The 22441-nt window shown below is 72.2% G+C and carries 19 protein-coding genes and 1 pseudogene; 9 read left to right on the top strand and 11 right to left on the bottom strand.

Annotated features, from left to right (window positions below):
* Positions 1 to 20 precede the first annotated feature (20 nt).
* The 4 genes and pseudogenes from ACIA8F_RS15115 to ACIA8F_RS15100 form a co-directional block, all read right to left on the bottom strand.
* A complete protein-coding gene (locus tag ACIA8F_RS15115) occupies positions 21 to 1118 on the bottom strand; it encodes a sensor histidine kinase (protein WP_399378907.1) in 1098 nt (365 codons plus the stop codon).
* Positions 1111 to 1821: a response regulator transcription factor gene (locus ACIA8F_RS15110; protein ID WP_399378906.1), complete on the bottom strand. Its 711-nt coding sequence runs from the start codon at positions 1819 to 1821 to the stop codon at positions 1111 to 1113. The genes ACIA8F_RS15115 and ACIA8F_RS15110 overlap by 8 nt, the downstream gene beginning before the upstream one ends.
* Before the next feature lie 63 nt (positions 1822 to 1884).
* Positions 1885 to 2601 (bottom strand): VanZ family protein, encoded by a 717-nt coding sequence (locus ACIA8F_RS15105; protein WP_399378903.1) that lies wholly within the window; start codon positions 2599 to 2601, stop codon positions 1885 to 1887.
* A 157-nt stretch (positions 2602 to 2758) separates the two neighbouring features.
* Positions 2759 to 3142: pseudogene (locus tag ACIA8F_RS15100) on the bottom strand (class I SAM-dependent methyltransferase); the annotation flags it as partial.
* Positions 3143 to 3238: 96 nt separating this feature from the next.
* Between ACIA8F_RS15100 and ACIA8F_RS15095 the strand changes: the two are divergent.
* Positions 3239 to 3538 (top strand): hypothetical protein, encoded by a 300-nt coding sequence (locus ACIA8F_RS15095; protein WP_399378902.1) that lies wholly within the window; start codon positions 3239 to 3241, stop codon positions 3536 to 3538.
* Positions 3539 to 3732: 194 nt separating this feature from the next.
* Here the strand turns inward: ACIA8F_RS15095 and ACIA8F_RS15090 are convergent, their stop codons facing one another.
* The 3 genes from ACIA8F_RS15090 to ACIA8F_RS15080 form a co-directional block, all read right to left on the bottom strand.
* Entirely contained in the window at positions 3733 to 4143 is a 411-nt protein-coding gene (locus ACIA8F_RS15090; protein ID WP_399378900.1) for an SgcJ/EcaC family oxidoreductase, read from the bottom strand.
* A 296-nt stretch (positions 4144 to 4439) separates the two neighbouring features.
* Complete coding sequence (locus ACIA8F_RS15085; protein ID WP_399378898.1) at positions 4440 to 5183, bottom strand: DUF2993 domain-containing protein; 744 nt, start codon at positions 5181 to 5183, stop codon at positions 4440 to 4442.
* A complete protein-coding gene (locus ACIA8F_RS15080; RefSeq protein WP_399378896.1) occupies positions 5180 to 5860 on the bottom strand; it encodes a TetR/AcrR family transcriptional regulator in 681 nt (226 codons plus the stop codon). The genes ACIA8F_RS15085 and ACIA8F_RS15080 overlap by 4 nt, the downstream gene beginning before the upstream one ends.
* Before the next feature lie 213 nt (positions 5861 to 6073).
* Here ACIA8F_RS15080 and ACIA8F_RS15075 point away from each other — a divergent pair, with 213 nt between their 5' ends.
* The 8 genes from ACIA8F_RS15075 (at position 6074) to ACIA8F_RS15040 (ending at position 16066) form a co-directional block, all read left to right on the top strand.
* Positions 6074 to 8272 (top strand): MMPL family transporter, encoded by a 2199-nt coding sequence (locus tag ACIA8F_RS15075; protein WP_399378895.1) that lies wholly within the window; start codon positions 6074 to 6076, stop codon positions 8270 to 8272.
* A gap of 7 nt (positions 8273 to 8279) precedes the next feature.
* The gene (locus ACIA8F_RS15070) at positions 8280 to 9020 is read left to right on the top strand and encodes a ribonuclease H (protein ID WP_399378894.1); all 741 of its coding nucleotides are present in this window, start codon (positions 8280 to 8282) and stop codon (positions 9018 to 9020) included.
* A gap of 124 nt (positions 9021 to 9144) precedes the next feature.
* Entirely contained in the window at positions 9145 to 10287 is a 1143-nt protein-coding gene (locus ACIA8F_RS15065; protein ID WP_399378892.1) for a substrate-binding domain-containing protein, read from the top strand.
* Between the two features lie 115 nt (positions 10288 to 10402).
* Entirely contained in the window at positions 10403 to 11710 is a 1308-nt protein-coding gene (locus tag ACIA8F_RS15060; protein WP_399378891.1) for an ABC transporter substrate-binding protein, read from the top strand.
* 181 nt (positions 11711 to 11891) lie between these two features.
* The gene (locus tag ACIA8F_RS15055) at positions 11892 to 12752 is read left to right on the top strand and encodes a carbohydrate ABC transporter permease (protein WP_399379114.1); all 861 of its coding nucleotides are present in this window, start codon (positions 11892 to 11894) and stop codon (positions 12750 to 12752) included.
* On the top strand, positions 12749 to 13711 hold the full coding sequence (locus ACIA8F_RS15050) for a carbohydrate ABC transporter permease (RefSeq protein ID WP_399378890.1): 963 nt from the start codon (positions 12749 to 12751) through the stop codon (positions 13709 to 13711). The genes ACIA8F_RS15055 and ACIA8F_RS15050 overlap by 4 nt, the downstream gene beginning before the upstream one ends.
* A gap of 59 nt (positions 13712 to 13770) precedes the next feature.
* The gene (locus ACIA8F_RS15045) at positions 13771 to 14748 is read left to right on the top strand and encodes a hydroxyacid dehydrogenase (protein WP_399378888.1); all 978 of its coding nucleotides are present in this window, start codon (positions 13771 to 13773) and stop codon (positions 14746 to 14748) included.
* Positions 14749 to 14779: 31 nt separating this feature from the next.
* Positions 14780 to 16066, top strand: a complete 1287-nt coding sequence (locus ACIA8F_RS15040) for an alpha-L-fucosidase (RefSeq protein WP_399378886.1) — start codon at positions 14780 to 14782, stop codon at positions 16064 to 16066.
* On the opposite strand, the gene ACIA8F_RS15035 is transcribed toward ACIA8F_RS15040, so the two are convergent.
* The 4 genes from ACIA8F_RS15035 to ACIA8F_RS15020 all read right to left on the bottom strand — a co-directional run bounded on the left by ACIA8F_RS15035 (position 16059) and on the right by ACIA8F_RS15020 (position 22280).
* Positions 16059 to 18401: a family 20 glycosylhydrolase gene (locus ACIA8F_RS15035; RefSeq protein ID WP_399378885.1), complete on the bottom strand. Its 2343-nt coding sequence runs from the start codon at positions 18399 to 18401 to the stop codon at positions 16059 to 16061. The genes ACIA8F_RS15040 and ACIA8F_RS15035 overlap by 8 nt on opposite strands.
* Positions 18402 to 18526: 125 nt before the next feature.
* Positions 18527 to 19585 carry a hypothetical protein gene (locus ACIA8F_RS15030; protein WP_399378883.1) on the bottom strand — a complete coding sequence of 353 codons (1059 nt, stop codon included), beginning with the start codon at positions 19583 to 19585 and terminating at the stop codon, positions 18527 to 18529.
* Positions 19582 to 20931 (bottom strand): MFS transporter, encoded by a 1350-nt coding sequence (locus tag ACIA8F_RS15025; protein ID WP_399378881.1) that lies wholly within the window; start codon positions 20929 to 20931, stop codon positions 19582 to 19584. The genes ACIA8F_RS15030 and ACIA8F_RS15025 overlap by 4 nt, the downstream gene beginning before the upstream one ends.
* The gene (locus ACIA8F_RS15020) at positions 20931 to 22280 is read right to left on the bottom strand and encodes a discoidin domain-containing protein (protein WP_399378880.1); all 1350 of its coding nucleotides are present in this window, start codon (positions 22278 to 22280) and stop codon (positions 20931 to 20933) included. The genes ACIA8F_RS15025 and ACIA8F_RS15020 overlap by 1 nt, the downstream gene beginning before the upstream one ends.
* Positions 22281 to 22441: the final 161 nt, after the last annotated feature.

Here is a 22441-nt window from a genome sequence, read left to right as displayed (position 1 = left end):
GCCGCGCGCAGGCGCGTCGCCTACCCCGCGCCCGGGAGCCGGACCGTCACGAGGAGCCCGCCGGCCGGGCGGGGTACGAGGTCGAGGGTCCCGGCGTGGGCGCGGACGATGCTGTGCACGATGGCCAGGCCCAGACCGACCCCGGCGTGCTCGTCCGTACGGACGCGTTCGGTCGCCCGGCGGAAGGGTTCGGTGAGCGTCGGGACCAGTTCCGGCGCGAGCTGCGGGCCCGTGTTCTCGACCCGGAGCACGCTCGTGCCGCCGTGCTCCTCGGTGTGGACCGTCACGGTCCCACCGCTGGGGAGGTTGTGGACGACCGCGTTCTGGACGAGGTTCGTCACCATCCGCAGCAGGAGCTCCGCGGAGCCGTCGGTCCGGGCCGTCCCACCGGTGACGTCGAGGGTGATCCGGCGCTGCTCGGCGAGGGGGAGCAGCGTTTCGACGGCTTCCTCGGCGAGGAGCGAGAGGTCCACGCTCTCGCGCGCGAAGTCCGCGCGGTCGCCGTGGCTGAGGAGCAGAAGGGCTTCGGTGAGGTCGATCGCCCGCGCGTTGACGGCGTGCAGGCGTTCGACGAGTTCGTCCCGGTCCCGCGTCGGGTCCTTGCGGGCGACGTCGAGGAGCGTCCGGGAGATGGCCAGCGGAGTGCGCAGCTCGTGGGAGGCGTTCGCGGCGAACCGCTGCTGCTCGGCCACGTGGGACTCCAGCCGGTCGAGCATCGAGTCGAACGCGTCGGAGAGTTCGCGGAACTCGTCCTGGCGGCCCCGCATGTGGATCCGGTGGGACAGCGACCGGTTCCCGGCCGTCCGCGCCGCATCCGTGATCCGGTTCAGGGGCGCGAGCATCCGCCCGGCGAGGATCCACCCGCCCACGAGGCCGAGCACCAGCAGGAACACCAGGACCGCGGCCGCCCTCGGAGCGAAGACGCGCAGCAGGTTGGACCGGATGGGGAAGACACCGGTGGGCGGGGTGTCGGCGTCGACGACGAGCGCGCGGTCGGGGACGTACCGCAGGAGGAACAGCCACACCGCCGCGAGCAGCAGGACCCCGGCGACCATGAGGAAACCGGCGTAGCTGAGGGTGAGTTTGGAGCGAACGCTCCATCCAGGCGCCCTATGCACGGCCGGTCCCCCCGTCCGCCTCGCGGTGCACCCCGGTGGGCGGCGGGGTGTCGATGCGGTAGCCGACGCCGGCCACCGTGGCGATGACCCACGGTTCGCCGAGCCGTTTGCGCAGGGCAGAGACGGTGATGCGCACGGCGTTGGCCAGCGGGTCGGCGTTCTCGTCCCAGGCCCGTTCCAGCAGCTCCTCCGCGCTGACGACCCCGCCCTCGGCGGCGACGAGGACCTCCAGCACGGCGAACTGCTTGCGCGTGAGCGCGACGTAGCGTCCGTCGCGGAAGACCTCCCGGCGGAAGGGGTCGAGGCGCAGGCCCGCGATCAGGCGCACCGGAGGCCGGGCGTACGCGCGCCTGCGGTCGAGCGCCCGCAGGCGCAGGACGAGCTCCCGCAGCTCGAAGGGCTTGGTGAGGTAGTCGTCGGCGCCGAGCCCGAAGCCGGACGCCTTGTCGTCGATCCGGTCCGCGGCGGTGAGCATGAGGATCGGGATGCCGCTGCCGGAGGCGACGATGCGGCGGGCCACCTCGTCGCCGGAGGGGCCGGGGATGTCGCGGTCGAGGATCGCGAGATCGTAGGAGTTGACGCCCAGCAGTTCCAGGGCGGAGTCACCGTCGCCGGCGATGTCGGCGGCGATCGCCTCCAGCCGCAGGCCGTCACGGACGGCCTCGGCCAGGTAGGGCTCGTCCTCGACGATCAGTACGCGCATGCCCGAAGCCTAGACACCGGGACATATCGCCGTCGTATGCACGGCGCGCACCGGGTGCGCGCCTCAGCCCGCCGCTACGGCCTGCGGCGCGGGACGGGGCAGGTCCGCCGGCTCCGGGGCCGTGGTGCGCCACCAGCGGCGGGACGCCAGCGCGGCCAGTGCGGCGCCGGAGGCGTTGACCAGGACGTCGTCCACGGAGGAGACCCGGTCGAGCTGGAGGACGTACTGCGCGGTCTCGATCAGGACGGAGCAGCCCGCGCCCAGGGCCAGGATCCGCGGCACCGAGGCCAGCGCCGCCCAGCGCATCGGGGCGAAGAACCCGAGCGAGGCGAGGACCAGCAGGTTGCCGACGATGCCGAGCGGCCCCATCGTGACCAGGTCACGCAACGGCACCAGGCTGAACCGGCCGGGGACGATCCCGGCCCCGGACCCCGGCATCATGGTCATCCACACGAACGGCAGCGTGCCGTGCACCATGCCCGCCTCGGCCAGCGAGACCCGCCACGCCGACCGGGCCTCCACGCCCGCGCGACGCCGACGGCGCGCCAGGACCCACACCAGCAGCAGGGACAAGGGGATGGCGACGAGGGTGACGAGCACCACCCCGTTGAACGTGTCGAGGCACCCGTGCCACTGCCCGGCCATGCATCTCGGAGCGGCCATCAGGAGCATCCCCCGTCCGAGATAGAGGATGCCTGCGGCGCCGAGGGCCGTCAGAGCGAGCAGCACGGCCCTGAGCGTGCGGCGGGGCGGTGTCGACGGGGGTCCGTTGTGGTTCATGTCCCCAGGGGACACGGCGGACGGTCGCGAGGGCGTATGCGGTTTTCGATACGCCGGCGATACCTGCCGTGACCTGCCGCGGCTGCGGCCGAGGCATCAGGGACCCGGAGTCGCCAGCGGTACGTCGACGACGAAGAACAGGAAACAGGGCGTACTAGTGCAGCACCAGCGACGCGACCACGTCGTCGAACACGCCGTCGGCGAACGGCAGTCGGCCGCCCAGATCGGCCTCGTGCAACGAGGCGCCCTCACCCAGCCGCCGCCGCGCCAGCGCCAGCATCCCGGCGCTGGAGTCCACGCCGGTGACCACCGCACCGCGCTCGCGCAGCGCGGCGGTGAGCGGCCCCGAACCGCACCCCGCGTCCAGGATCCGGCGGCCGGCCACGTCTCCGGCGAGGGCCGGCATCGCGGGGCGCTCGTAGTGGGCGTTCACCAGGTTGTTCTCGTTCTCCGCCGCGTACGCCTCGGCGAAGCCGTCGTAATCGTTCACGCGGCCCGCATCCTGCTGCCGATCGCCATTCCGGTCCCGGTCCCGGTCCATCGCCGCAGCCTAGTAGCCACATGATCCACCGGAACAGGGCCCTGGCAGCGCCGATATCCTCTTCGGCGACAGCCCCAGCCGGATTGTGAGAAGCCAGTGGTCCGAGACCTGTACAACGTCCGGGTGAAGCCCGAGGAGGGCAGCTCCACACCGCTGACCGAGGAGGAAGAGCAGCGCGCGCGGGCGGTTCTGTTCAGCGACCTCGGCAACGTCATCGCCGACCGGGGCTGGGTCAGGTTCCCCGCCTACTCCCCGGAGGAACGCCGCCGACTGGTCGATGTCGCGCAACGCCTCAGCGCCCATTGGGGTCAGCAGGTGTTCATCGAGGCCGAGGACGAGTGCGCCATGCGGCTCCACCTCGCCGGACACGGATCGCAGCCTCGGCTGCGGCGCTAGGGGGTGTCTTGTCGATCAGGCCGGGCTCGCGGGGTCTGGCACCGCGCCTCGCCGCGTTGTCGTCACTCGCCGACGCTCCGCGTCGACTCCCTCCTCCGCCTTGCGATGCACGGCACCAGACCCCGCTCCCTGATCCGGCCTGATCGACAAGACATCCCCTAGCGCATCCACACGGGAACGGCCTCGCGCGCCGCTCAGGCCTGCTCGGCGACGACCCCGGTGTTCTGGCAGGCGGTCAGCAGCCAGCGGCCGTCGGGCTGCTTCGCCATGACGTACAGCGGGGCGCCCTCGCTCTCCCCGCCCGGGGACAGGTAGCGCTGGCGGACCTTGACGGCCGCGACGTCGGGGCGGATGAACAGCACGTGGACCACCTCGTAGGTGACCCGGCCGTCCCAGTTCGCCGCGGGCAGGACCTTGCGGGTGAACTCCGAGATCGCGTCGAGACCGACGAGCACCTTGCCGTGGGCCGTCGTCCAGATCGCATCCGGGTGGAAGAGGCCGAGGAACTCCTCGGGGTCCTTGGTCCGCTGGGAGTGCTCGACGGTGGCGACGAGCCGGCCGATCGCTTCGATGTCGGCCGAGCGGGACGGGAGTGGTGTGGTCATGTGGATCAGGGTCACACCTCAAGCAGGCTTGAGGTCAAGCCCGTTGAGGTACGGGGCATCGGCGCCGGCGGCCGGACCGGCTAGCGGGCCGCGATCGGGGACACCGCCACGCAGCCGCCGGCCATGGCCGCCTCGCCCGTGGCCTGACCGTCTTCGTCCAGGCGGCGCCCGGCTGCTCGGCGGTCACGAGGTCCGGCGCGGTGGCCGTGCCCCCTCCGTCGTGGAAGGAGACCGAGTCGACGGTCTTGCCGGTGACCGCGTAGGTGAACTCGCAGAAGGGTGGGGCAGGGGGCGGCCTAGACCGACGTGCAGGTGTTCCCGTCGGTGTCCGCGCCCGCGGACTTCGCGAGGGAGGCGTCCAGGGTGAGGCCGGCCCCGCTGGTCCGGGCTCCGGTGAGGCTGACCCCTTCGGGCAGGTCGCCGACGTCCACGGTCCGGGGTGCGAGCCGCTCGGCCAGGCCCGCCGCGCCGGGCAGCCCGCTCACGGTGGCTATCGGCAGCTCGCGGCCCAGTACGGTGACCGTCGTCGGGGTGATCGTCAGGCCGGTCGCCGTGGTGCTGGTGCTCGCGTGCACGGTGACGGGGAGGCCCAGGCCGCCCACGGTCCCGGTGAGGGTGAGTCCCTTCGCGTCGCCGCCCACGGTCAGATCCTCGGCGCCCGACGCCGCGGCGTCCCCCGAGTCGGCCAGGCGCTTCTGCAGGGCTTCGTAGGGGATGGTGGCCGACGCCCGGCCGCCGCTCATGCCGCCCTCGCGCGTGACGTCGTACAGGTCGGCCTTGATGTTCATCTCGGTGTCGGCCCGGCGCACGTCCTCGGCCGCTAGGTGGACGGAACCCACCTGGCCGGTCAGTGCGCGGAGCCCGGCGAAGGCGCCGGACAGTTCCGCGGTGACGGGGCCGCGGGCCTGGAGGCGGCAGCCCGCCGCCCGTGCGATGCGGTCCTGGGCGGTGTGTTCGACCACCACGTCGGCCACGAAGACGCCGGCCAGGGCGGCGGCCATCCCGGCGGTGACGAGGACGGGGGTGCGTCGGAGCTTCATTGCGCTGCGGATCCGATCTGTTTGAGCATGCCGAAGGCCTCCAGCAGGAGCGAGGAGGGCGGGGTGACGGTGAGGGTGCCGTTGGCGCGGCGCCGGCGCTGGGTGCGCAGGACGGCGCGGACGGCGGACAGGGCGGCGCCCGCGATCACCCCGGCGCGCAGGTCGGCCTCGGGGGTGTCGGCGGGGAGCCGGTTCAGCACCAGGAGAGTGAGCCGGTCCTCGAAATCGGCGAAGAGCTGCACGAGTTGGGCGGCCACCACGCGTTCGTCGCCCGCGATGGCCACCGAGTGGGTCAGGGCGGTGAGGCTGGACGCCGCGAACGGGGCCACCGCGGAGATCAGGGCGTTGCAGACCGCGTCGAGCGGATCCTCGTGCGCCGGGCGCCGGGCCAGCTCCGCCTCGACGTACGCGAACAGGTCGACGCTGTCGGGCAGGAGCAGGGCTTCCTTGCTGTCGAAGTAGCGGAAGAAGGTCCGCTCGGAGACGTTCGCGCAGGCGGCGATGTCCGCCACCGTGGTGCCCGCGAAACCGTGCTCGGCGAACAGTGCGGCTGCGCCCTCGCGCAGCAGTTTCCGGGTCCGTTCCTTCTTCCGCTCGCGCAGCCCGGAATCCGGCTCGGAATCGGGCGCAGGCGTGGGCGAGGGCGCGGAGAGGGGGGCGGCCGGATCTTGGTTCACCGTCGAAGCCTAGCAATGCCGTCACCCCTGTCAATCGTCATGACTGACAATTGTCAGTCATGACATTTTCTGCCAAGGTGCTCCGTGTCAGCCCTGACACTTCTTGGAGGCGTCGTGCATTCCCCCCTCGGCCGAACGGGCCGCCCCGGTCGCCCCGGTCGCCCGGGCCGCTTGGGCCGCCTCGGCGGCTTCTGTGCCCGTCACCCCGTCTGGGTGATCGCGGCCTGGCTCCTGGTGCTGGCCGGTGCGACGGCCGGCAGCCGGCTCGCCGCCCCGGTCTACAGCGACCAGATCAGCCTCCCCAGCACGCAGTCCCGTACCGGCGCCGATCTGCTGGCCGCGTCGGCCCCGGGGGCCGGGGACCCCAACGGACGCGTGGTCTTCCACGTGGACTCCGGCTCGACGGCCGGGCACCGCCGGGCCGTCGACGAGAGCGTGGCCCGCCTCGCGCGGATGCCCCACGTCACCGCCGTCTCCCCGGTGGTCACCAGCGCGGACGGCCGCACCGCCTACACCACGGTCTCCTTCGACCGGCAGGTCAAGACCCTCGGGCACGAGTACACCGGCACCCTCGACGCGGCCACCGCCGGGGCCCGCGCCTCGGGCGTGGAGGTCGCCTACGGCGGGGACCTGAACCAGGTGGTCCGGCCGCCGGCCGACGACAAGGCCCGCGAGGCGGCGGGCGTCCTGGTGGCCCTGCTCATCCTCCTGCTCGCCTTCGGCAGCGTCGCCGCCGCCCTGCTGCCCCTGCTCACCGCGGTGGTCGGCGTCGGCGTGGGCCTCGGCGTCGTCGGCATCGTGGCGGGGGTCGTCAGCTTCGCGACCGCCGCTCCCACCCTGGCGACCATGATCGGCCTCGGCGTGGGCATCGACTACGCGCTCCTCCTCACCACCCGCTTCCGCCAGGACCTCCTCGACGGGCACGATCCGGTCGAAGCGGCCGGCCGCACCGCCGCCACCAGCGGCCGCGCCGTCGTCGTGGCCGCCGTCACCGTCGCGGTGGCCATGCTGAGCCTGTACGCCTGCGGACTGACCTTCATCGGCCGCATGGGACTGGCCGCCACCCTCGTCGTGATCGTCACCGGAGCGGCCGCCCTGACCCTCGTGCCGGCCGCCCTGGGCCTGGTGGGACGCCGGATCGACCGTCTCGCCCTGCGCCGCCCGGTCGCCGAAACCTCCGGCGACCACGACGGCTGGCACCGCTACGCCGCCCTGGTGGCACGGCATCCGTGGAGGTTCCTGACCGCGGGCACGCTGCTCCTCGCGCTGTGCGCCGTACCGCTGTTCTCGATGCGCCTCGGCCACGTCGACGACGGCGCCGACCGGGCGGGCAGCACCACGCGCACGGCCTACGACTGGATCGCCGAGGGCGAGGGACCCGGCTTCGGCCCCGGGGCGAACGGCACCTTCCTCCTGGTGGCCGACCTCCACGACGCCTCCGCCCCGGCCGACCGGATCGGCGCCGGGCTCACGGCCGCGCTGCGGGACACGGCCGGGATAGCCGCCTTCACCCCGCTCGCGCCGACCCCGGACGGCCGCCTGCTCGTCTCCACCGTCACCCCGGCCACCGGACCGCAGAGCGCCGGCACGGGGAGCCTGTTCACGACGCTGACCGGCACCACGCTGCCCCGCGCGCTGAACGGCACCGGCGCGGAGGGCTACCTCACCGGATCCACCGCCGGCCAGCTGGACTTCCGCGACAGCGTCAAGGACCGGCTGCCGCTCATCATCGGCATCGTGCTGGCCGCCGCGCTCGTCCTGCTCACCTTCGTGTTCCGCAGCGTGGTGGTCCCGCTGAAGGCGGTCGCCCTGAACCTGTTCACCACCGCCGCGTCCTACGGGGTCCTCGTCGCGGTGTTCCAATGGGGCTGGGGGAGCGGGCTGATCGGGGTGTCGGAGCCCGTCCCCATCGAGTCGTTCGTACCGATGATGATGTTCGCGATCGTCTTCGGACTGTCGATGGACTACGAGATCTTCCTGCTCTCCGCCATCGCCACCTCCTGGCACCGCACCGGGAACAACACCCTCGCCGTCGGCACGGGCCTGGCGGCCACCGGACGGGTCATCTCCAGCGCGGCGCTCATCATGACCGCGGTCTTCCTGTCCTTCGCGGCTTCGCCCACGGTCGTGGTCAAGATGCTCGCGGTGGGCCTGGCGGTGAGCGTGATCCTGGACGCGACCGTGGTGCGGCTGGTGCTGGTCCCGTCGGCGATGTTCCTGATGGGCCGGGCCAACTGGTGGCTCCCGCCCTTCCTGGACCGGCTCCTGCCGCGGGCGCACGACGCGGACGGGGGCGTGGACACAGACGAGGGCGCAGGCGTGGAAGGAGGCACGGCCGCACACGCGGACGGGGCCGCAGGCATGCCCCCGGCACCGGCCGTGGGCACGGGCGGCCGCCGCGGTGAGGCATGATCGGGGGATGTCTGATCGCATCATCGCCGCCTGCGACGGGGCGGCCAAGGGAAATCCCGGGCCGGCCGCCTGGGCCTGGGTCATCGCCGACGTCCACGGACACCCCGAGCGCTGGGAGGCCGGGCCGCTCGGCCGGGCCACCAACAACGTGGGTGAACTCACCGCCCTGCAGCGGCTGCTGGAGGCCGTGGCCCCCGGCACGGCCGTGCAGGTGCGGATGGACTCCCAGTACGCCATGAAGGCCGTGACCCAGTGGCTCCCGGCCTGGAAGCGCAACGGCTGGAAGACGGCCGCCGGCAAGCCGGTGGCCAACCGGGAGCTCGTCGAGAGCATCGACGCCCTGCTGACCGACCGGGACGTGGAGTTCCGCTACGTCCCCGCGCACCGCGAGGACGGTGACCACCTGAACGCGATCGCCGACCAGGCGGCCAGCGACGCGGCCGTGAGCCAGGAGCCGGCCGGTACCGCCCTGGGTCACGCGTCCATGCCCGTACCGGCCCCGGCCCGCAGCACCCCGGCCCGCAGCACCTCCGCGCGCCGCCCCGCAGGGGCCGCGGCAGGCAAGAGCGCGGCCGGCAAGAGCGCGACGGCAGGCAAGGGCGCGACCGCCGGCCGGACCGGGGTGACGATCAAGGCCAAGTTCCCCGGCACCTGCCCCTGCGGGAAGCAGTACGCGGCGGGGGAGAAGATCGGCAAGCTCGGTTCGCGCTGGGGCCACCCCGACTGCGGCGGAGCCGACGCCGGATAGCTCGCGGACAGCGTCCGGCCCAGACTGATCCATTGCAATCCTTTCGTTCGAAAGAAAACGGAAGTTTCGGCTTTCCCGCGCTACGCTGACCTCGACCAGGGACGCAGTCGAGGGGAGCCCCACCGTGCACGCAGAGGAACGACAGCAGGCGATCCTGCGCCGGGTCCGCGAAGCGGGATCGATGCGCGTCACGGACTTCGCCTCGGAGCTCGGCGTGTCCGTGGTGACGGTGCGCAAGGACGTCGAAGTCCTCGCCGAGCGCGGCCTGTTGGCCCGGGTGCACGGCGGGGCGATGCTCCCCGAGGACTGGGCGCAGACCGCTCCCGCGACCGCGGCCCCGGCGGCGGCGCGCGCGGCTTCGGCCGCTACCGCCGCGGGAGCCGGGCCCGGCGCGGGGCCCGGATCCGGCCGGCCGCTGGTCCTCGGGCTGATCGTGCCCTCCTCCGCCTACTACTACCCCGAGGTGATCAAGGGGGCCCGGGAAGCGGCGGACGCCCTCGGGGTACGGCTGACCCTCGCCGTGTCCACGTACGACGTGGACACCGAGAAGGCCCAGGCCGCGCGGATGGTCGAGGACGGCGTCGACGGGCTGCTGCTCGCGCCCTCCGCCGGCGAGGGCAAGCCGGGCGGCCAGTGGTACGAGGAGCTCGGCGTGCCCGTCGTGCTGATCGAGCGCCGCCCCGAACAGCAGGCCTCCGCGGCCGAGCACGTCGGCACCGACCACGGGTACGGAGCCAGGCTGGCGGTGAGCCACCTCCTGGACGCGGGGCGCCGCAGGATCGCCCTGGTCATGCGCGGCGGGACGCCCACCGCACCCTGGATCAGGAAGGGTTACTTCGCGGCGATGGAGGAGGCCGGCCCCGAGGCCGCCGGGCACGCGCTCTTCCTGGACCTCGCGGAGTACGGGGCCGGCGAGCCCGCTTACGAGCAGGTGGTGGACGCCTTCGTGGCAGCGGTGCGGGAGGGCCGCGTCGACGCCGCCCTGGTCCATCCCGACCACGAGGCCATGGTGCTCATGCAGCGGCTGCGCAGCGCCTCGCTGGCCGTACCGGGAGATGTCGCACTGGTCTCGTACGACGACGAGGTGGCCTCCCTGGCCGACCTGCCGCTGAGCGCGGTGGCGCCCTCGAAGCACGAAGTCGGTGTCACGGGCGTGGAGTTGCTCGTGCGCCGCCTGCGCGAGCCGGGCCGGCCCAGACGGCGGATCGCCATCCTTCCCGAGCTGCGGGTGCGGGCCTCCAGTGAGGTCCCGGGGGCAGAGGCCTAACCGTTACTTGGCTTTCCTTTCTCAAAGTTTCGTTTTCTATTGACTCGCTTCTCCTCTGGCCGAATGATGTGCATCACCTCGCCGCATCCACGGCTCGCACCTGAGGAGCAGAGCAGTGAAGCTCACTTCCCGTACCTCCCGCGCCGCCCTCGCCACTGTCTCGCTGGCCTTCCTCGCCACTGCCTGCGGTGGGAGCGAGGGCGCCGCGCCGAAGGCCGAAGCCCCCAAAGAGCCGGTGAACCTGACCTATTGGGGCTGGACCGGCGGCGCCCAGCAGGTGGTGGACGCCTTCAACGCGTCCCACCCGAACATCAAGGTCACCTTCTCGGCCATCACCGGCGGCCCGGACGGATACGCCAAGATCAGCAACGCGATCAAGGCCGGGAACGCCCCCGACGTCGCGGGCATCGAGTACCCGACCCTCCCCGAATTCGTCAGCCAGGGCTTCCTGGAGGACATCACCGCACCGGCCGGCGCCACCGTGAAGGCGAAGTTCCCCCAGGGAGTCCAGGACCGGGTCGTCCTCGGCGGCAAGACCTGGGCCGTGCCGTACGACGCCACGCCGAACCTCCTCTACTACCGCAAGGACCTCTTCAAGAACGCGGGCGTCGAAGTCCCCAAGACCTGGGACGAGTACAAGACGGCCGCCGAGAAGATCAAGGCCTCCGACAAGAACGTGCGCATAGGCGGCTGGGGCAACGACGACGCGCCCCTGCTGGCGGCGCTCTCCTGGCAGGCGGGTGCCAAGTGGTACGGCACCGAGGGTGACGGCTGGAAGGTCGGCATCAACGACGCCCCTTCGCAGAAGGTGGCCTCGTACTGGCAGGGCCTGGTCAAGGACGACCTGGTGATGAACCTGAAGATCAACGGCCCGGAGTTCGCGAAGGCCAAGGCCGACGGGGTCATGGCCAGCTTCATCGGCGCCTCGTGGAGCGCGGGCGGCACGATGACGGCCCTGGCCAAGGACTCGGGCAAGTGGGGCGTCGCTCCGCTGCCGCACTGGGGCACCCCGGCCACCGGCATGTTCGGCGGCACCAGCTACGCCGTCACCAAGGGCAGCAAGCACGTCAAGGAAGCCGCCGAGTTCGCCACCTGGGCGGCCACCAGCCCCGAAGGCGTCAAGGCCCGCCTCAGCAGCCTGAAGGCGCCGAGCAGCAGCCTGCCCGCCAGCCCCGAACTGCGTCCGATCGCCGCCGCGGCCTTCGACGACAAGGGCTTCTTCGGCGGCGACAAGGTCTACGAGATCGCCGGTGCGCAGGTCGACACCATCGTCCCGGGCTGGGTCTGGGGGCCGGTGCAGACCGCCACCAACACCGCCATCCAGGACGCCGGCCTCAAGGGCACCCTGACCGACGGACTCGCGGCCGGCCAGACGGCCGCCGAGGCGGCCATCAAGGGCCGCGGGCTCAACCTCGCGAAGTAGGCGCCGCGCGGGGCCCGAAGCCCTCCCGGCACCCCGGGCCCCGCTCCCGCCCCGTCCCCCTGCGCAGCCCTTCCCCGTCCGTTCCTCCGCAGCGCACCACCAAGGAGATCCGGTGGCAGCACCACTCACTCGTTCCGCGCGCGGCGCCGCCCCCGTGCACCGGCCAGGCCAGGGCAGGGCGGTGCTCGTCTTCCTCGGCCCGTTCTTCCTGCTCTTCACCGCGGTCCTGATCCTGCCCGTCGCGTACGCGCTCTGGATGAGCTTCTTCACCGAGCAGTCCTCCGGCCTCGGATTCGGCGGCACCGAACGGGTCTTCAGCGGGCTCGGGAACTACACCAAGGCCCTCGGCGACGACGGCTTCACCACCTCCTTCCTGCACGTGGCCGCGTACTGCGCCGTGTACATCCCGGTGATGATCGGAGCGGCGCTCGCCCTGGCCCTCCTCGTCGACTCGGCCGCGGCCAGGGCCAAGCGCCTGGTCCAGTTCGCCGTCTTCATGCCGCACGCGGTCCCCGGACTGATCGCGGCGATCATCTGGACCTACCTCTACACCCCCGGCCTGAGCCCGGTCCTGGACTGGATCGAAGCGGCGGGCGGGCAGTGGGACTTCTTCGCCCCGGGCAGCGTCCTGCCCTCGCTCGTGAACATCGCGGCCTGGCAGTGGATCGGCTACAACATGATCATCTTCTTCGCCGCGCTGCAGGCCGTGCCCCGCGAGGTCATCGAAGCGGGCGTCATGGACGGCGCCGGAGAACTGCGCATCGCCCTGCGGATCAAACTGCCGATGATCCGCTCCGCCGTGTTCCTCACGCTCCTGTTCACCTGCGTCGGCGTGGTCCAGATCTTCGGCGAGCCGATGCTCCTCTCGAAGCGGTCCGGCTCCATGGGCTCGGACTGGTCCCCGATGATGTTCATCTACAAGGCGGCCTTCGAGCGGCACGACTACGGCCTCGCCTCCGCCGCCTCCCTCATCGTGGCCCTCGTCGCCGGCACCCTCTCCTACGTCGTCACCCGGATCGGAAAGCGAGGTGACTCGGCATGAGCACCAAGACCGCCCCCTCCGCCGCCCCGCCCGAGGCCGCCCCCGGCGCCGAGCAACCCCCCGCATCCGGAGCCCGGCCCGCCCGCCAGGCCGGGCGGAACCGGACCGGCAGGCCGCGCCGGAGCAGCGCGATGGCCTCCAGGGCCGTGGTCAACACCGTGCTCCTGGTCGCGGTCCTCTACACCCTGATGCCGCTGACCTGGCTGCTGATCGCCGCCACCAAGAACCACGCCGACCTCTTCGGGACCGCCGGCTTCGGCTTCGGCGAGTTCCACCTCATCGACAACCTCCGGGCCGTCTTCAGCCACGACGACGGCATCTTCGGCCGCTGGCTGCTCAACAGCCTCCTCTACTCCGTCGTCGGATCCCTGGCGTCCTCGCTGATCAGCGTCGCCGCCGGATACTGCTTCGACAAGTACGAGTTCCGCGGCAAGGGCGCGCTCTTCGGCCTGGTCCTGACCGGCACGCTCGTACCGAGCGTCGTCATCACCCTCCCGCAGTACCTCCTCGCCTCCGAGGTCGGGATCGTCAACACCTACTGGTCGGTTCTCATCCCGGCCCTCGTGAACCCCTTCGGCGTCTACCTGGCCCGGGTCTTCTCCGAGGGCTACGTGCCCGGCGAGGTCCTCGAAGCCGCCCGCATCGACGGTGCGGGCGAGCTGCGCGTCTTCCGGTCGATCTCGCTGCCGATGCTCCTGCCCGGCTTCATGACCCTCTTCCTCTTCTCCTTCACCGCGAGCTGGAACAACTTCTTCGGCCCGCTGGTCATGCTCAACGACCAGCACCTGTACCCGGCGGTCCTCGGCATCTACAGCTGGAACCAATTCGTGGTCCAGCAACCGGAGTTCTACGCCCTCGCGATCACCGGATCCCTGGTCGCCGTCATCCCGCTGGCCCTCGCCTTCATCGGCCTGCAGCGGTTCTGGCGCTCCGGCCTCTCGGCGGGAGCACTCAAGTGACGAACCCCGACCCGGCCCGCGAGCCCGGTGGGCTCCGCAAGCCCCGCACCCTTCTCGTCATGAGCCCCGACACGAAGGCGGCCCTCCTCGACGAGCAGGCCCTCGCCCGGCTCGGCGCCACCGCGCTCCTGGACCCCGGCCTGCTGGTCACCGACTTCGCCGCGGCCGACCCCGTGCGGCTGCGCGAAGCCGAGGTCCTGCTCACCGGCTGGGGCTGCCCGCCCCTCACCGAGCAGGCCCTCGACCTCCTCCCGGCCCTGCGCGCGGTGGTGCACACCGCCGGAACCGTGAAGGGCCTGATGACGGAGGCGGCCTGGCGGCGCGGGCTGCGCGTCACCAGCGCGGCCGAGGCCAACGCCCGGCCCGTCGCGGAATTCACCGTCGCCGCGATCGTCTTCGCCAACAAGCGCGTCCTCACGACCGCCCGGGCCTACCGGGAGGCCCGCACCCAGCTCGATCCGCTCACCCTCTACCCCGCCATCGGCAACTACGGCAGGACCGTCGGCATCATCGGCGCCTCGCGCATCGGCCGCCGCGTCATCGAGCTGCTGCGCTCCTACGACGCCCACGTGCTGGTCCACGACCCCTACCTGGACGGCGACGAAGCGAGGGCCCTGGGGGTCGAACCGGTCCACCTGGACGAACTGATGGGCCGCAGCGACGTGGTGACCGTGCACGCGCCGCAGACCCCCGAGACCCGCCACCTCGTCGACGCCCGGCGCCTCGCCCTCATGCGCGACGGCGCGACCCTCGTCAACACCGCGCGCGGCACGCTGGTCGATACGGACGCGCTCACCGCGGAGCTGGTCTCCGGCCGGCTGCACGCCGTCCTCGACGTCACCCACCCCGATGTCCTGCCGGCCGCATCACCGCTCTACGACCTGCCGAACGTGCTGCTCACCCCGCACATCGCCGGATCCCTCGGAAACGAACTCGGACGCCTCGCGGCCTGCGCCGCCGAGGAGTTGGAGCGGTACGCCCGAGGACTCCCCTTCGCCTACGCCGTCCACCCGGCGAGCCTGGCCCACTCGGCCTGAACGACCCGCCACCGACCCTCCGGAAACCCACATGACGCTCGGTCCCGACGGCCCCGTCGCCGCCACCCCTCTCGCGCCCACGCCGGGGCAACTCGCCTGGCAGGAAGCCGGATTCGGGATCTTCCTGCACTTCGGCATCAACACCTTCAACGGCGTCGAGTGGAGCGACGGGACCCTGGACCCGGCCACCTTCCGGCCCGCGCGGCTCGACGCGCGCCAGTGGGTCCGTACCGCCACCGAGGCCGGGGCGAAGTACGTCGTGCTGACCGCCAAGCACCACGACGGCTTCTGCCTCTGGCCGACCGACACCACCGCCTACTCCGTGGCCTCCTCGCCCTGGAAGGACGGAGCGGGCGACGTGGTCGCCGAACTGGCCGAGGCCTGCGGGGAGGCGGGCCTCGGCCTCGGGCTGTACCTCTCGCCCTGGGACCGCAACGCGGACTGCTATGAGGAGCCCACCGCCTACGACTCCTTCTACCTCCGCCAGCTCACCGAACTCTGCACCCGCTACGGCCCGTTGTGCGAGCTGTGGTTCGACGGGGCGGGCTCCGAGGGGCGCACGTACGACTGGGACGCCGTCATGGCCGTCGTCGACCGGCACCAGCCGGACGCCATGGTCTTCAACATGGGGCGTCCCACGATCCGCTGGGTCGGCAACGAGGAGGGGCTCGCCGCCGATCCCTGCCGCTACGTCACCCACTCCACGGGCATCAGCCTGTACGACGACGGCCGCACCGGGCTCGACACGGCCGCCTACCTGCCGCCGGAGTGCGATGTCCCCCTCCGCGGCGACTGGTTCTGGCAGCCGGGGAACCATGACACCCTCAAGACTCGTGAGGAGCTGCTGGAGATCTGGTACTCCTCGGTGGGGCTGGGCGCCGGCCTGCTCCTGGGTGTCCCGCCCGACCGGCGCGGGCTCATCGACGACGCCGACCGGGAGCGACTCCTCGCGTTCACCGCGGAGTTGGGGCGGCGGCTCAAGGATCCCGTCACCGCCGTCCTCACGGCCGACGGAGACGATCTCCTCGCGGACTTCGGCCGGCCCGTCCGCGTGGACCACGTGGAGCTGCGCGAGGACCTCGCGCGAGGGCAGCGCGTGGACGGCCACGAGGTCTGGGCCGACGGCCGGCCCATCGCCTCCGGCCACACGGTGGGGGTACGGCGCGTCCACCGGGTGGAGCCCCGCACCGTGCGGGAACTGCGGATCCGGCTGACCGGAACCGGGGCCCGGCTGACCTCGGTGACGGCGGCAGGGCCACCGCCCGAAGTCACCGGGCCCCCGCCCGAGGCAGCCGAAGCCCCGCCCGGGGTCAGCTGATCTGCCAGCGCTCGTAGACCGAACCGCTGTTGGACTGCTGGCTCGCCAGGGCCCCGTCCGCGCCGGACGCGGTGGTCAGGAGCAGCCCGCTCTTCTTGTTGGCCACCGCGTACTCGCCGGAGCCGAGCGGGGTGACCAGCCAGCGCTGGCTGTCGGCGCTGCCGCAGGCGGTCTGCACCACGGCCGCACCCGGGGCGGTGGAGCCGCCCGCCACGTCCGCGCAGAGCCCGGAGGTGCCGTTGGCCATCGTGTAGCTGCCGTCGCCGGTGAGCGTCAGCCGCCACTGCTGGTTGGGGCCGCCGTGCGGGGTCCAGGTGATCAGCTGGGTGCCGGATGCGGTGGAGCTCGCCGGGTCGTCGAGCGCCTTCCCGGCCGCGGTGAGGGTCCGGGTCCCGCTCAACTGGCCCCCGTACACCTCGAACTCGTACAGCGAGTAGCCGTAGGTCGTGCCGCGCTGGGTTCCGTACACCCGGATGTAGCGGCCGGAGTCGGACAGGCCGGTCAGGTCCTGGACCCCGCCGGTGCCCATGGTCGTGGAGTACAGGGTGCGCCAGGTGCTCTGGTCGTCGGAGACCTGGATCTGGAAGCCCTTCCCGTACGCGGCCTCCCAGCGCAGCACGACCCGGTTGACGGCCTGGGCGGAGCCGAGGTCCACCTGCAGCCACTGCGGGTCGGTGTACGCGCTCGACCACCGGGTTCCCGGATCGCCGTCCGTCGCCAGCGCGGCCGGGAAGTTCGCGGTCTCGGTACCGGACGCGGTGGTGGGGCGGTTGCGGGCGAGGTTGCCCGGCTGGGCGACCCCCGGCCAGGAGGGGTGGTGCCCGATCGCGGCCACGATCGGCGTGAACGCCGCGTAGGTGGCCACCGGCTTCGGCGAACCCCAGGTCTGCTGGGCGAGCCCGCGCAGCGGGTACATGATGCCGGCGGCGATCTGCGTCTCCGTCTCGGCGTTAGGGTTGTCGCACCACACGTGGATCAGCGAACCGCGGTTCCTCGCGGGGTCGCCGATGGTGGTGCCACCCTCGAACCGGTCCGGGGTCCAGGTCTCGTACATCCACTTGGTGTCCGGCTTCGCGCCGCCGAGCACGTAATAGGTGGGCGTCCAGGACTCGTTGGCGACCGTGTACCCGGCGTTGACCAGCTGCTGGGGGGTGAGCCCGTAGCTGTACCAGTACTCGACGAGGATCCGGGCGTCGGGGGAGACGGTTCCGTCCCCGGCCTTGATGCCGTCGTTCCACATCCGGGTGGTCTTGCCGGCCGCGCGGACCAGGGAGTCCGACCAGTTCACGAACCCGTAGTAGGTGTCCTTGGCGGTGGCGTTCGCGCCGTAGTGGGCGCGGGCGTAGGTGAGCAGCTGCGGGTACCGGGCGTAGTCCGTGACGTACTCGTCGGCGCCGATGTGCCAGTACGGAGCCGGGAACAGCGGCAGGTACTCCTCGATCAGGTCCTTGACGAGCGTGTACGTACCGGGCAGGGACAGGTCGATGAACTCGGAACTGGCCGTGCCCGAGGAGTCCTTGAGCCTGAGCTCCGGGTGGGCGGCCAGGATCTGGTTCATGTGCCCCGGGGTGTCGATCTCGGGCACGATCGTGACGTGGTACTTCTGGCCCAGCGCGACCAGGTCCGCGATCTCCTGCTTGGAGTAGTGGTCGGCGGAGACGATCTCCGGGTGCGTCGAACTCTCCAGGCGGAAGCCGAAGGTGTCCGACAGGTGGAAGTGGAAGTAGTTGAGCTTGAGGTAGGCCAGCTCCTTGATGTGCTGCTTGACCCAGTCGACCGTGAAGAACTTCCGCCCCTGGTCGATCATCAGCCCGCGTTCGGCCTTGGTCGGCCAGTCCACCGCCGTGCCGGCCGGCACGGAGGCCGACTGGTGCAGCAACTGCAGCACGGTACGGGTGCCGTTGAAGGCTCCGGCGTCGGTCCCGGCCTGGATGGCGAGCGAGGGGCCGACGGTCATCCGGTACCCCTCGGCCGGGAGGGAGCCGTCGCCCAGGCTCAGGGAGATGTCGCCGGGGGAGGGGCTCCCGGTGACGACGGCCACGGGACGCCCGGCCAGCGCCTGCAAGTCCTCGGCGAACGTGGCCGCTTCGTCGGAGAGCTGCGCGGTGTGGGCGGGATCGACGACGATCCGGCTGGTGCTCGTGAAGCCGTACGCCCCGCTGCCGGCCGTCCACTGCCGCAGGGCCGGCACGGTCTGCGGCGGCGCGGCGGCGACGGCCGCCCCGGCCCGCAGGGGCGCGGCCCCGGCGGCGGAGGGCAGGGACAAGGCGGCCAGTGCCAGGGCGGAGGCGGTCAGGAATCTGAGCAGACGCATGGCGAGTCCCCAGGTGTTCACGGCGGCATCCCCCTCCGGCCGTGACTGCCGGAGGGAGTGGCCACAGTGCAACGTAGTGACAGGTCTATGTCAATAGATGCTCGAAGCGACGGCCGAATGAGCATCATCGAGCATCCGCCTCCGAATCACTGCGAGCCGGCCGCCCCCGGGACCGCCCCCGATACCGCCACCGGCGACGATCCGCCCGCGACGGACAACCGGGGCGCTCCGGTCCCGTCCGCGGGGACGCTCCAGACGTCGCTCGCGCGACCGTCCGCACCCGGCAGGGCGTAGGCGACCGTCCCGTCGTCCGTCCAGGCCGCCTGGTCGTCCACGCCGCGGGTCTCGGCGAGCGCGGTCTCGGCCATCGTCCGCAGATCGAGGACGTACAGCCGCCAGGGCGCGGCCGGATCGTCGGACACCTTCTTCTTGAAGGCGATCCGGGTGCTGTCGGGTGACAGGGAGGGGCATTCGACGTTCTCCCGCAGCGTCCTCGCCGACCAGTCGGACATGTTCCCCTCGACGAGGTACGTACGCCCCTTCGTGGAGACGGTCGCGTAGAAGCGGCTGTCGTCCCGGGCGAAGCTCACGCCCCAGTAGTTGACGTCGGGGGAGTGGTACCGGACACCGTCGACGGTGAGCGGTATCTCCTCCAGGGACTTCACCAAGTACCCCGTGCGCAGGTCCAGTACGGCCGTCCGCGTGGAGAAGCCCGTGGTGGAGTACGAATCGCCGCTGGCGAACACCGTCCAGGCGAGCATCTTCCCGGACGCGGACACCCGGGCCCGGGTAGGAACGCCCGGCACGGTTGTCCGGCTCACCTCGCGCAGACTCCGGTCGAGGACGACGGCGTACGTCTTCGGCAGGACCCCGGGCTCGGCGCGCAGGCAGAGCGCGGTGCCCCCGGCGGCGTGGAACCGGTCGCAGACGGGGCCGCCCGCCGTCCGCTCGGCCGTGCCCGCCGCCGCGCTGAGGGGCTGGTGAGCCACCCGGCCCGTGGCGGAGTCCCGGAAGTACAGGGCGGGGCCGCCGAGGGCGAAGGAGGCGTCGGCGCCGCCCCGTTGGCCGCCGGGCCGGTGCCCGGCGTGCAGGGCGTACCCGGTGGCGGAACCCGCCAGGAGGAGGACCGCGGCGACCGTGACGGCGGTACGGGCCCGGGCGCCGAGGCGGCGTGCGGGCGCCGGCCCGGTGAGCGGTGGGGTCATGAGGTGCTCCTCTGGCTGGTGAGGGGTTCTGCGGGCTCCGCGGCCTGGGCTCCCGGAACCCCCGCGCCGCCCGGATCGCGCGGCAGCAGCGCCCAGCCGCCCGCCAGCGCGGCCAGCAGCACCGCCGTCGCCCCGCACAGCGCGGGCCGCGGCCCCCACACCGTCCACGCGGCGCCGAAGCCCGCCGCGGCGAGCATCCGGGCCAGGGCCTGGCCGGTCTGGAGTACGGCCAGCCCGCCCGCCCGGCCCCCGGCGGGCAGCACCGGCCCGGCGAGGGCCATCAGCACCCCGTCGGTGGCCGCGTAGAACACCCCGAGCAGGGCGAGGACGGCCGCGAGGAGCAGCGGGACCGGCCCGCCGGCCGGGGCGAGCAGGACCAGGTAGGCGCCGAACAGGGCGAGGTGCCCGTACAGGAACGGCAGCCGGCGCCCGACCCGGTCGGCGATCCGGCCCACCGGGACGGCCAGCAGCAGGTAGCCCGCGGCCGCCCCGAGCGGCAGCAGGGGGAACCAGCCCGGGTCCAGCCCCAGGCGGCGCTGGAGCAGCAGGTAGACGAAGGCGTCGCCGATGGTGGCGCCGCCGAGCAGGGCGGCGGCGCCCAGGATCCGCCGGAAGCCGGGGTCGCGCAGCGCCCCGAAGGCCGTTCCCCGGACGCGAGTCGGGCCGGGTGCGGCCGGCCTTGCGGGCGGCGTTGCAGGCGGCCTTGCGGGCGGCCGTTGGTGGCCGGGAACGTAGAGGACCAGCAGCAGCACGCCGAGCAGACCGGCGCAGAAGCTGGCGACGAACACCGCGTCGTACGCGCCCGCGGTGACCCGGAGCAGGGCGAAGGCGGCGAGCGGTCCGAGCAGGGCCCCGGTGGTGTCCATGGCCCGGTGCACGCCGAAGGACCGGCCGAGTTCCTCGGGAGGACTGCTGAGGGTGATCAGCGCGTCGCGGGGCGCCGTACGGATGCCCTTGCCGACCCGGTCGGCGGCCAGGGCCGCCGCGATCCCGCCGGTGGCGCCGCCCGCGAGCAGCAGGCCGAGCCGGGAGCAGGCCGAGACGGCGTAGCCGATCCCCGCGACGTGCTTGTAGCGGTGGCCGCGGTCGGCGAGGTGCCCGCCGAGCAGCCGTACGACCGCGCCGCCCGCTCCCATCAGCCCGTCCAGGAAGCCGAATTGGAGGGGAGACAGGCCGAGTCCGAGGACGAGGTAGAGCGGGAGCACCGCGCTGACCATTTCGGAGGAGACGTCGGTGACGAGGCTGACCGTACCGAGCGCGAGGACGGCGGCGGGGACGCGCCGGCCCGCCCCCGCGATGGGGGGCGGGGCCGGCGCGGCCCGGCGGCCGGTGGTGGCCAGGTACATCAGTGGCAGGTGTACTTCGGGCTGGTGTCCTTCGTCGTCCCGTCGGTGGCGACGTAGTTCCAGCTGTAGCCGGAGTCGGTGAAGTCCAGCTTCAGGACCCCGTAGGTACCGCTGATCCGCTTCTGGCTGTTGGGCTGGACGTTCTCGATGTCGTACGGTTCGGCGCCTCCCATGCCGCCGACGATCTCGGTGATCCCGTCCGCGGTGGCCTTCCCGTTGGGGTCCTGCGGGGCGAACCGCTCGTAGTGGTGGTCGTGCCCGTTCAGTACGAGGTCGGCCTTGGCGCCGTACAGGATGTTCCAGACGGGCTTGCTCACCGGGTCGTTGCCGTGGCCGCCGGAGGAGTACAGGGGGTGGTGCCAGTAAGCGGCGATGCAGCCCTTGGAGTTCGCGGCGAGATCCGCCTTGAGCCAGTCGATCTGGGCCTTCTGGTCGAAGGAGTTGGAGTCGAGCGCGATGAAGTGCCAGTTGCCCTCGTCGAAGCTGTAGTAGCTCTTGCCCTGGGGGTAGGCGACGGCGCCGAAGTACGCCTTGTAGCCGGCGAGCGGTCCGGCCGGGTCGTAGGTCTCGTGATTGCCGGGCACGGGGCGGGTCCTGTCCTTGAACGCGCCCCACGAAGTGTCGTAATACGCCCGGTAGTCGGAGATCCGGGCGTCGTCGTACTGGTTGTCGCCCATCGTCAGATAGAACTTAGGGTTGATCTTCTGGGCCTGCGCCGCGGTCTTCGGGTGGGCGCAGGAACTGTCCGAGGCGGTGCACTGGGCGGCGATGTCACCGGCGGCGACCACGGTGAAGGCGCCGGCCGGCGGGGGCGTCCCGCCGTCGGGGGTGCCGTACACCTCGACCTCGTACAGGGAGTAGCCGTAGGCGGTGCCGCGGGCGGTTCCGTACACGCGCAGGTAACGGCCCTTGCCGGACAGGCCGGTCCAGTCGTCGGTGCCGCCGTTCCCGGCCGTCTCGCTGGCGAGCCGGGTCCAGGTGGCGCCGTCGGCCGAGATCTCGACCCGGTACGCCTTGGCGTACGCAGCCTCCCAACGCAGGGCCACGCGTGTGACGTTGACGTTCGCGCCCAGGTCGACGCGGATCCACTGCGGGTCCTTGCCCTCGACGCTGGCCCACCGTGTGGTGGAGCTGCCGTCGAAGGCGTTCTGCGCCCCGAGGCCCGAACTCTCCGCGGAGGACGCCGTGGCGGGCTTGCCGCGCGAGATGAGGGGGTCGGCGGCGGCGTCGGCCCGATCCGGATGGGCGAGCAACAGGGCGCCTACGAGAAGGAGTACGGCGGTGATGACCACGCCGACCGTGCGGCGCGACGTATCGGCATGAGGCGTGCTTGGGGTGTTCAGGCGCATTCCTGACTCCCTGGCCTGGTGGGTGGCGAGAGCTGGCACCGGTACGAGACCCTGCGCCCCCGCCCGGTTCGGGGCAGGGACGGGCACGGTCCCGGCGGCCGGGTCAGAGCTCTCGCTGAGCGCGTCATGCCCGCGGATGCGGGCACCGCGCCGAGCCGCCG

Origin of the sequence: Streptomyces sp. NPDC051563 (assembly GCF_044454225.1) — a bacterium.
Taxonomy (GTDB): domain Bacteria; phylum Actinomycetota; class Actinomycetes; order Streptomycetales; family Streptomycetaceae; genus Streptomyces.
Note: the sequence above shows the minus strand (reverse complement) of the source record. Positions and strands in the feature narration are given on the sequence as shown.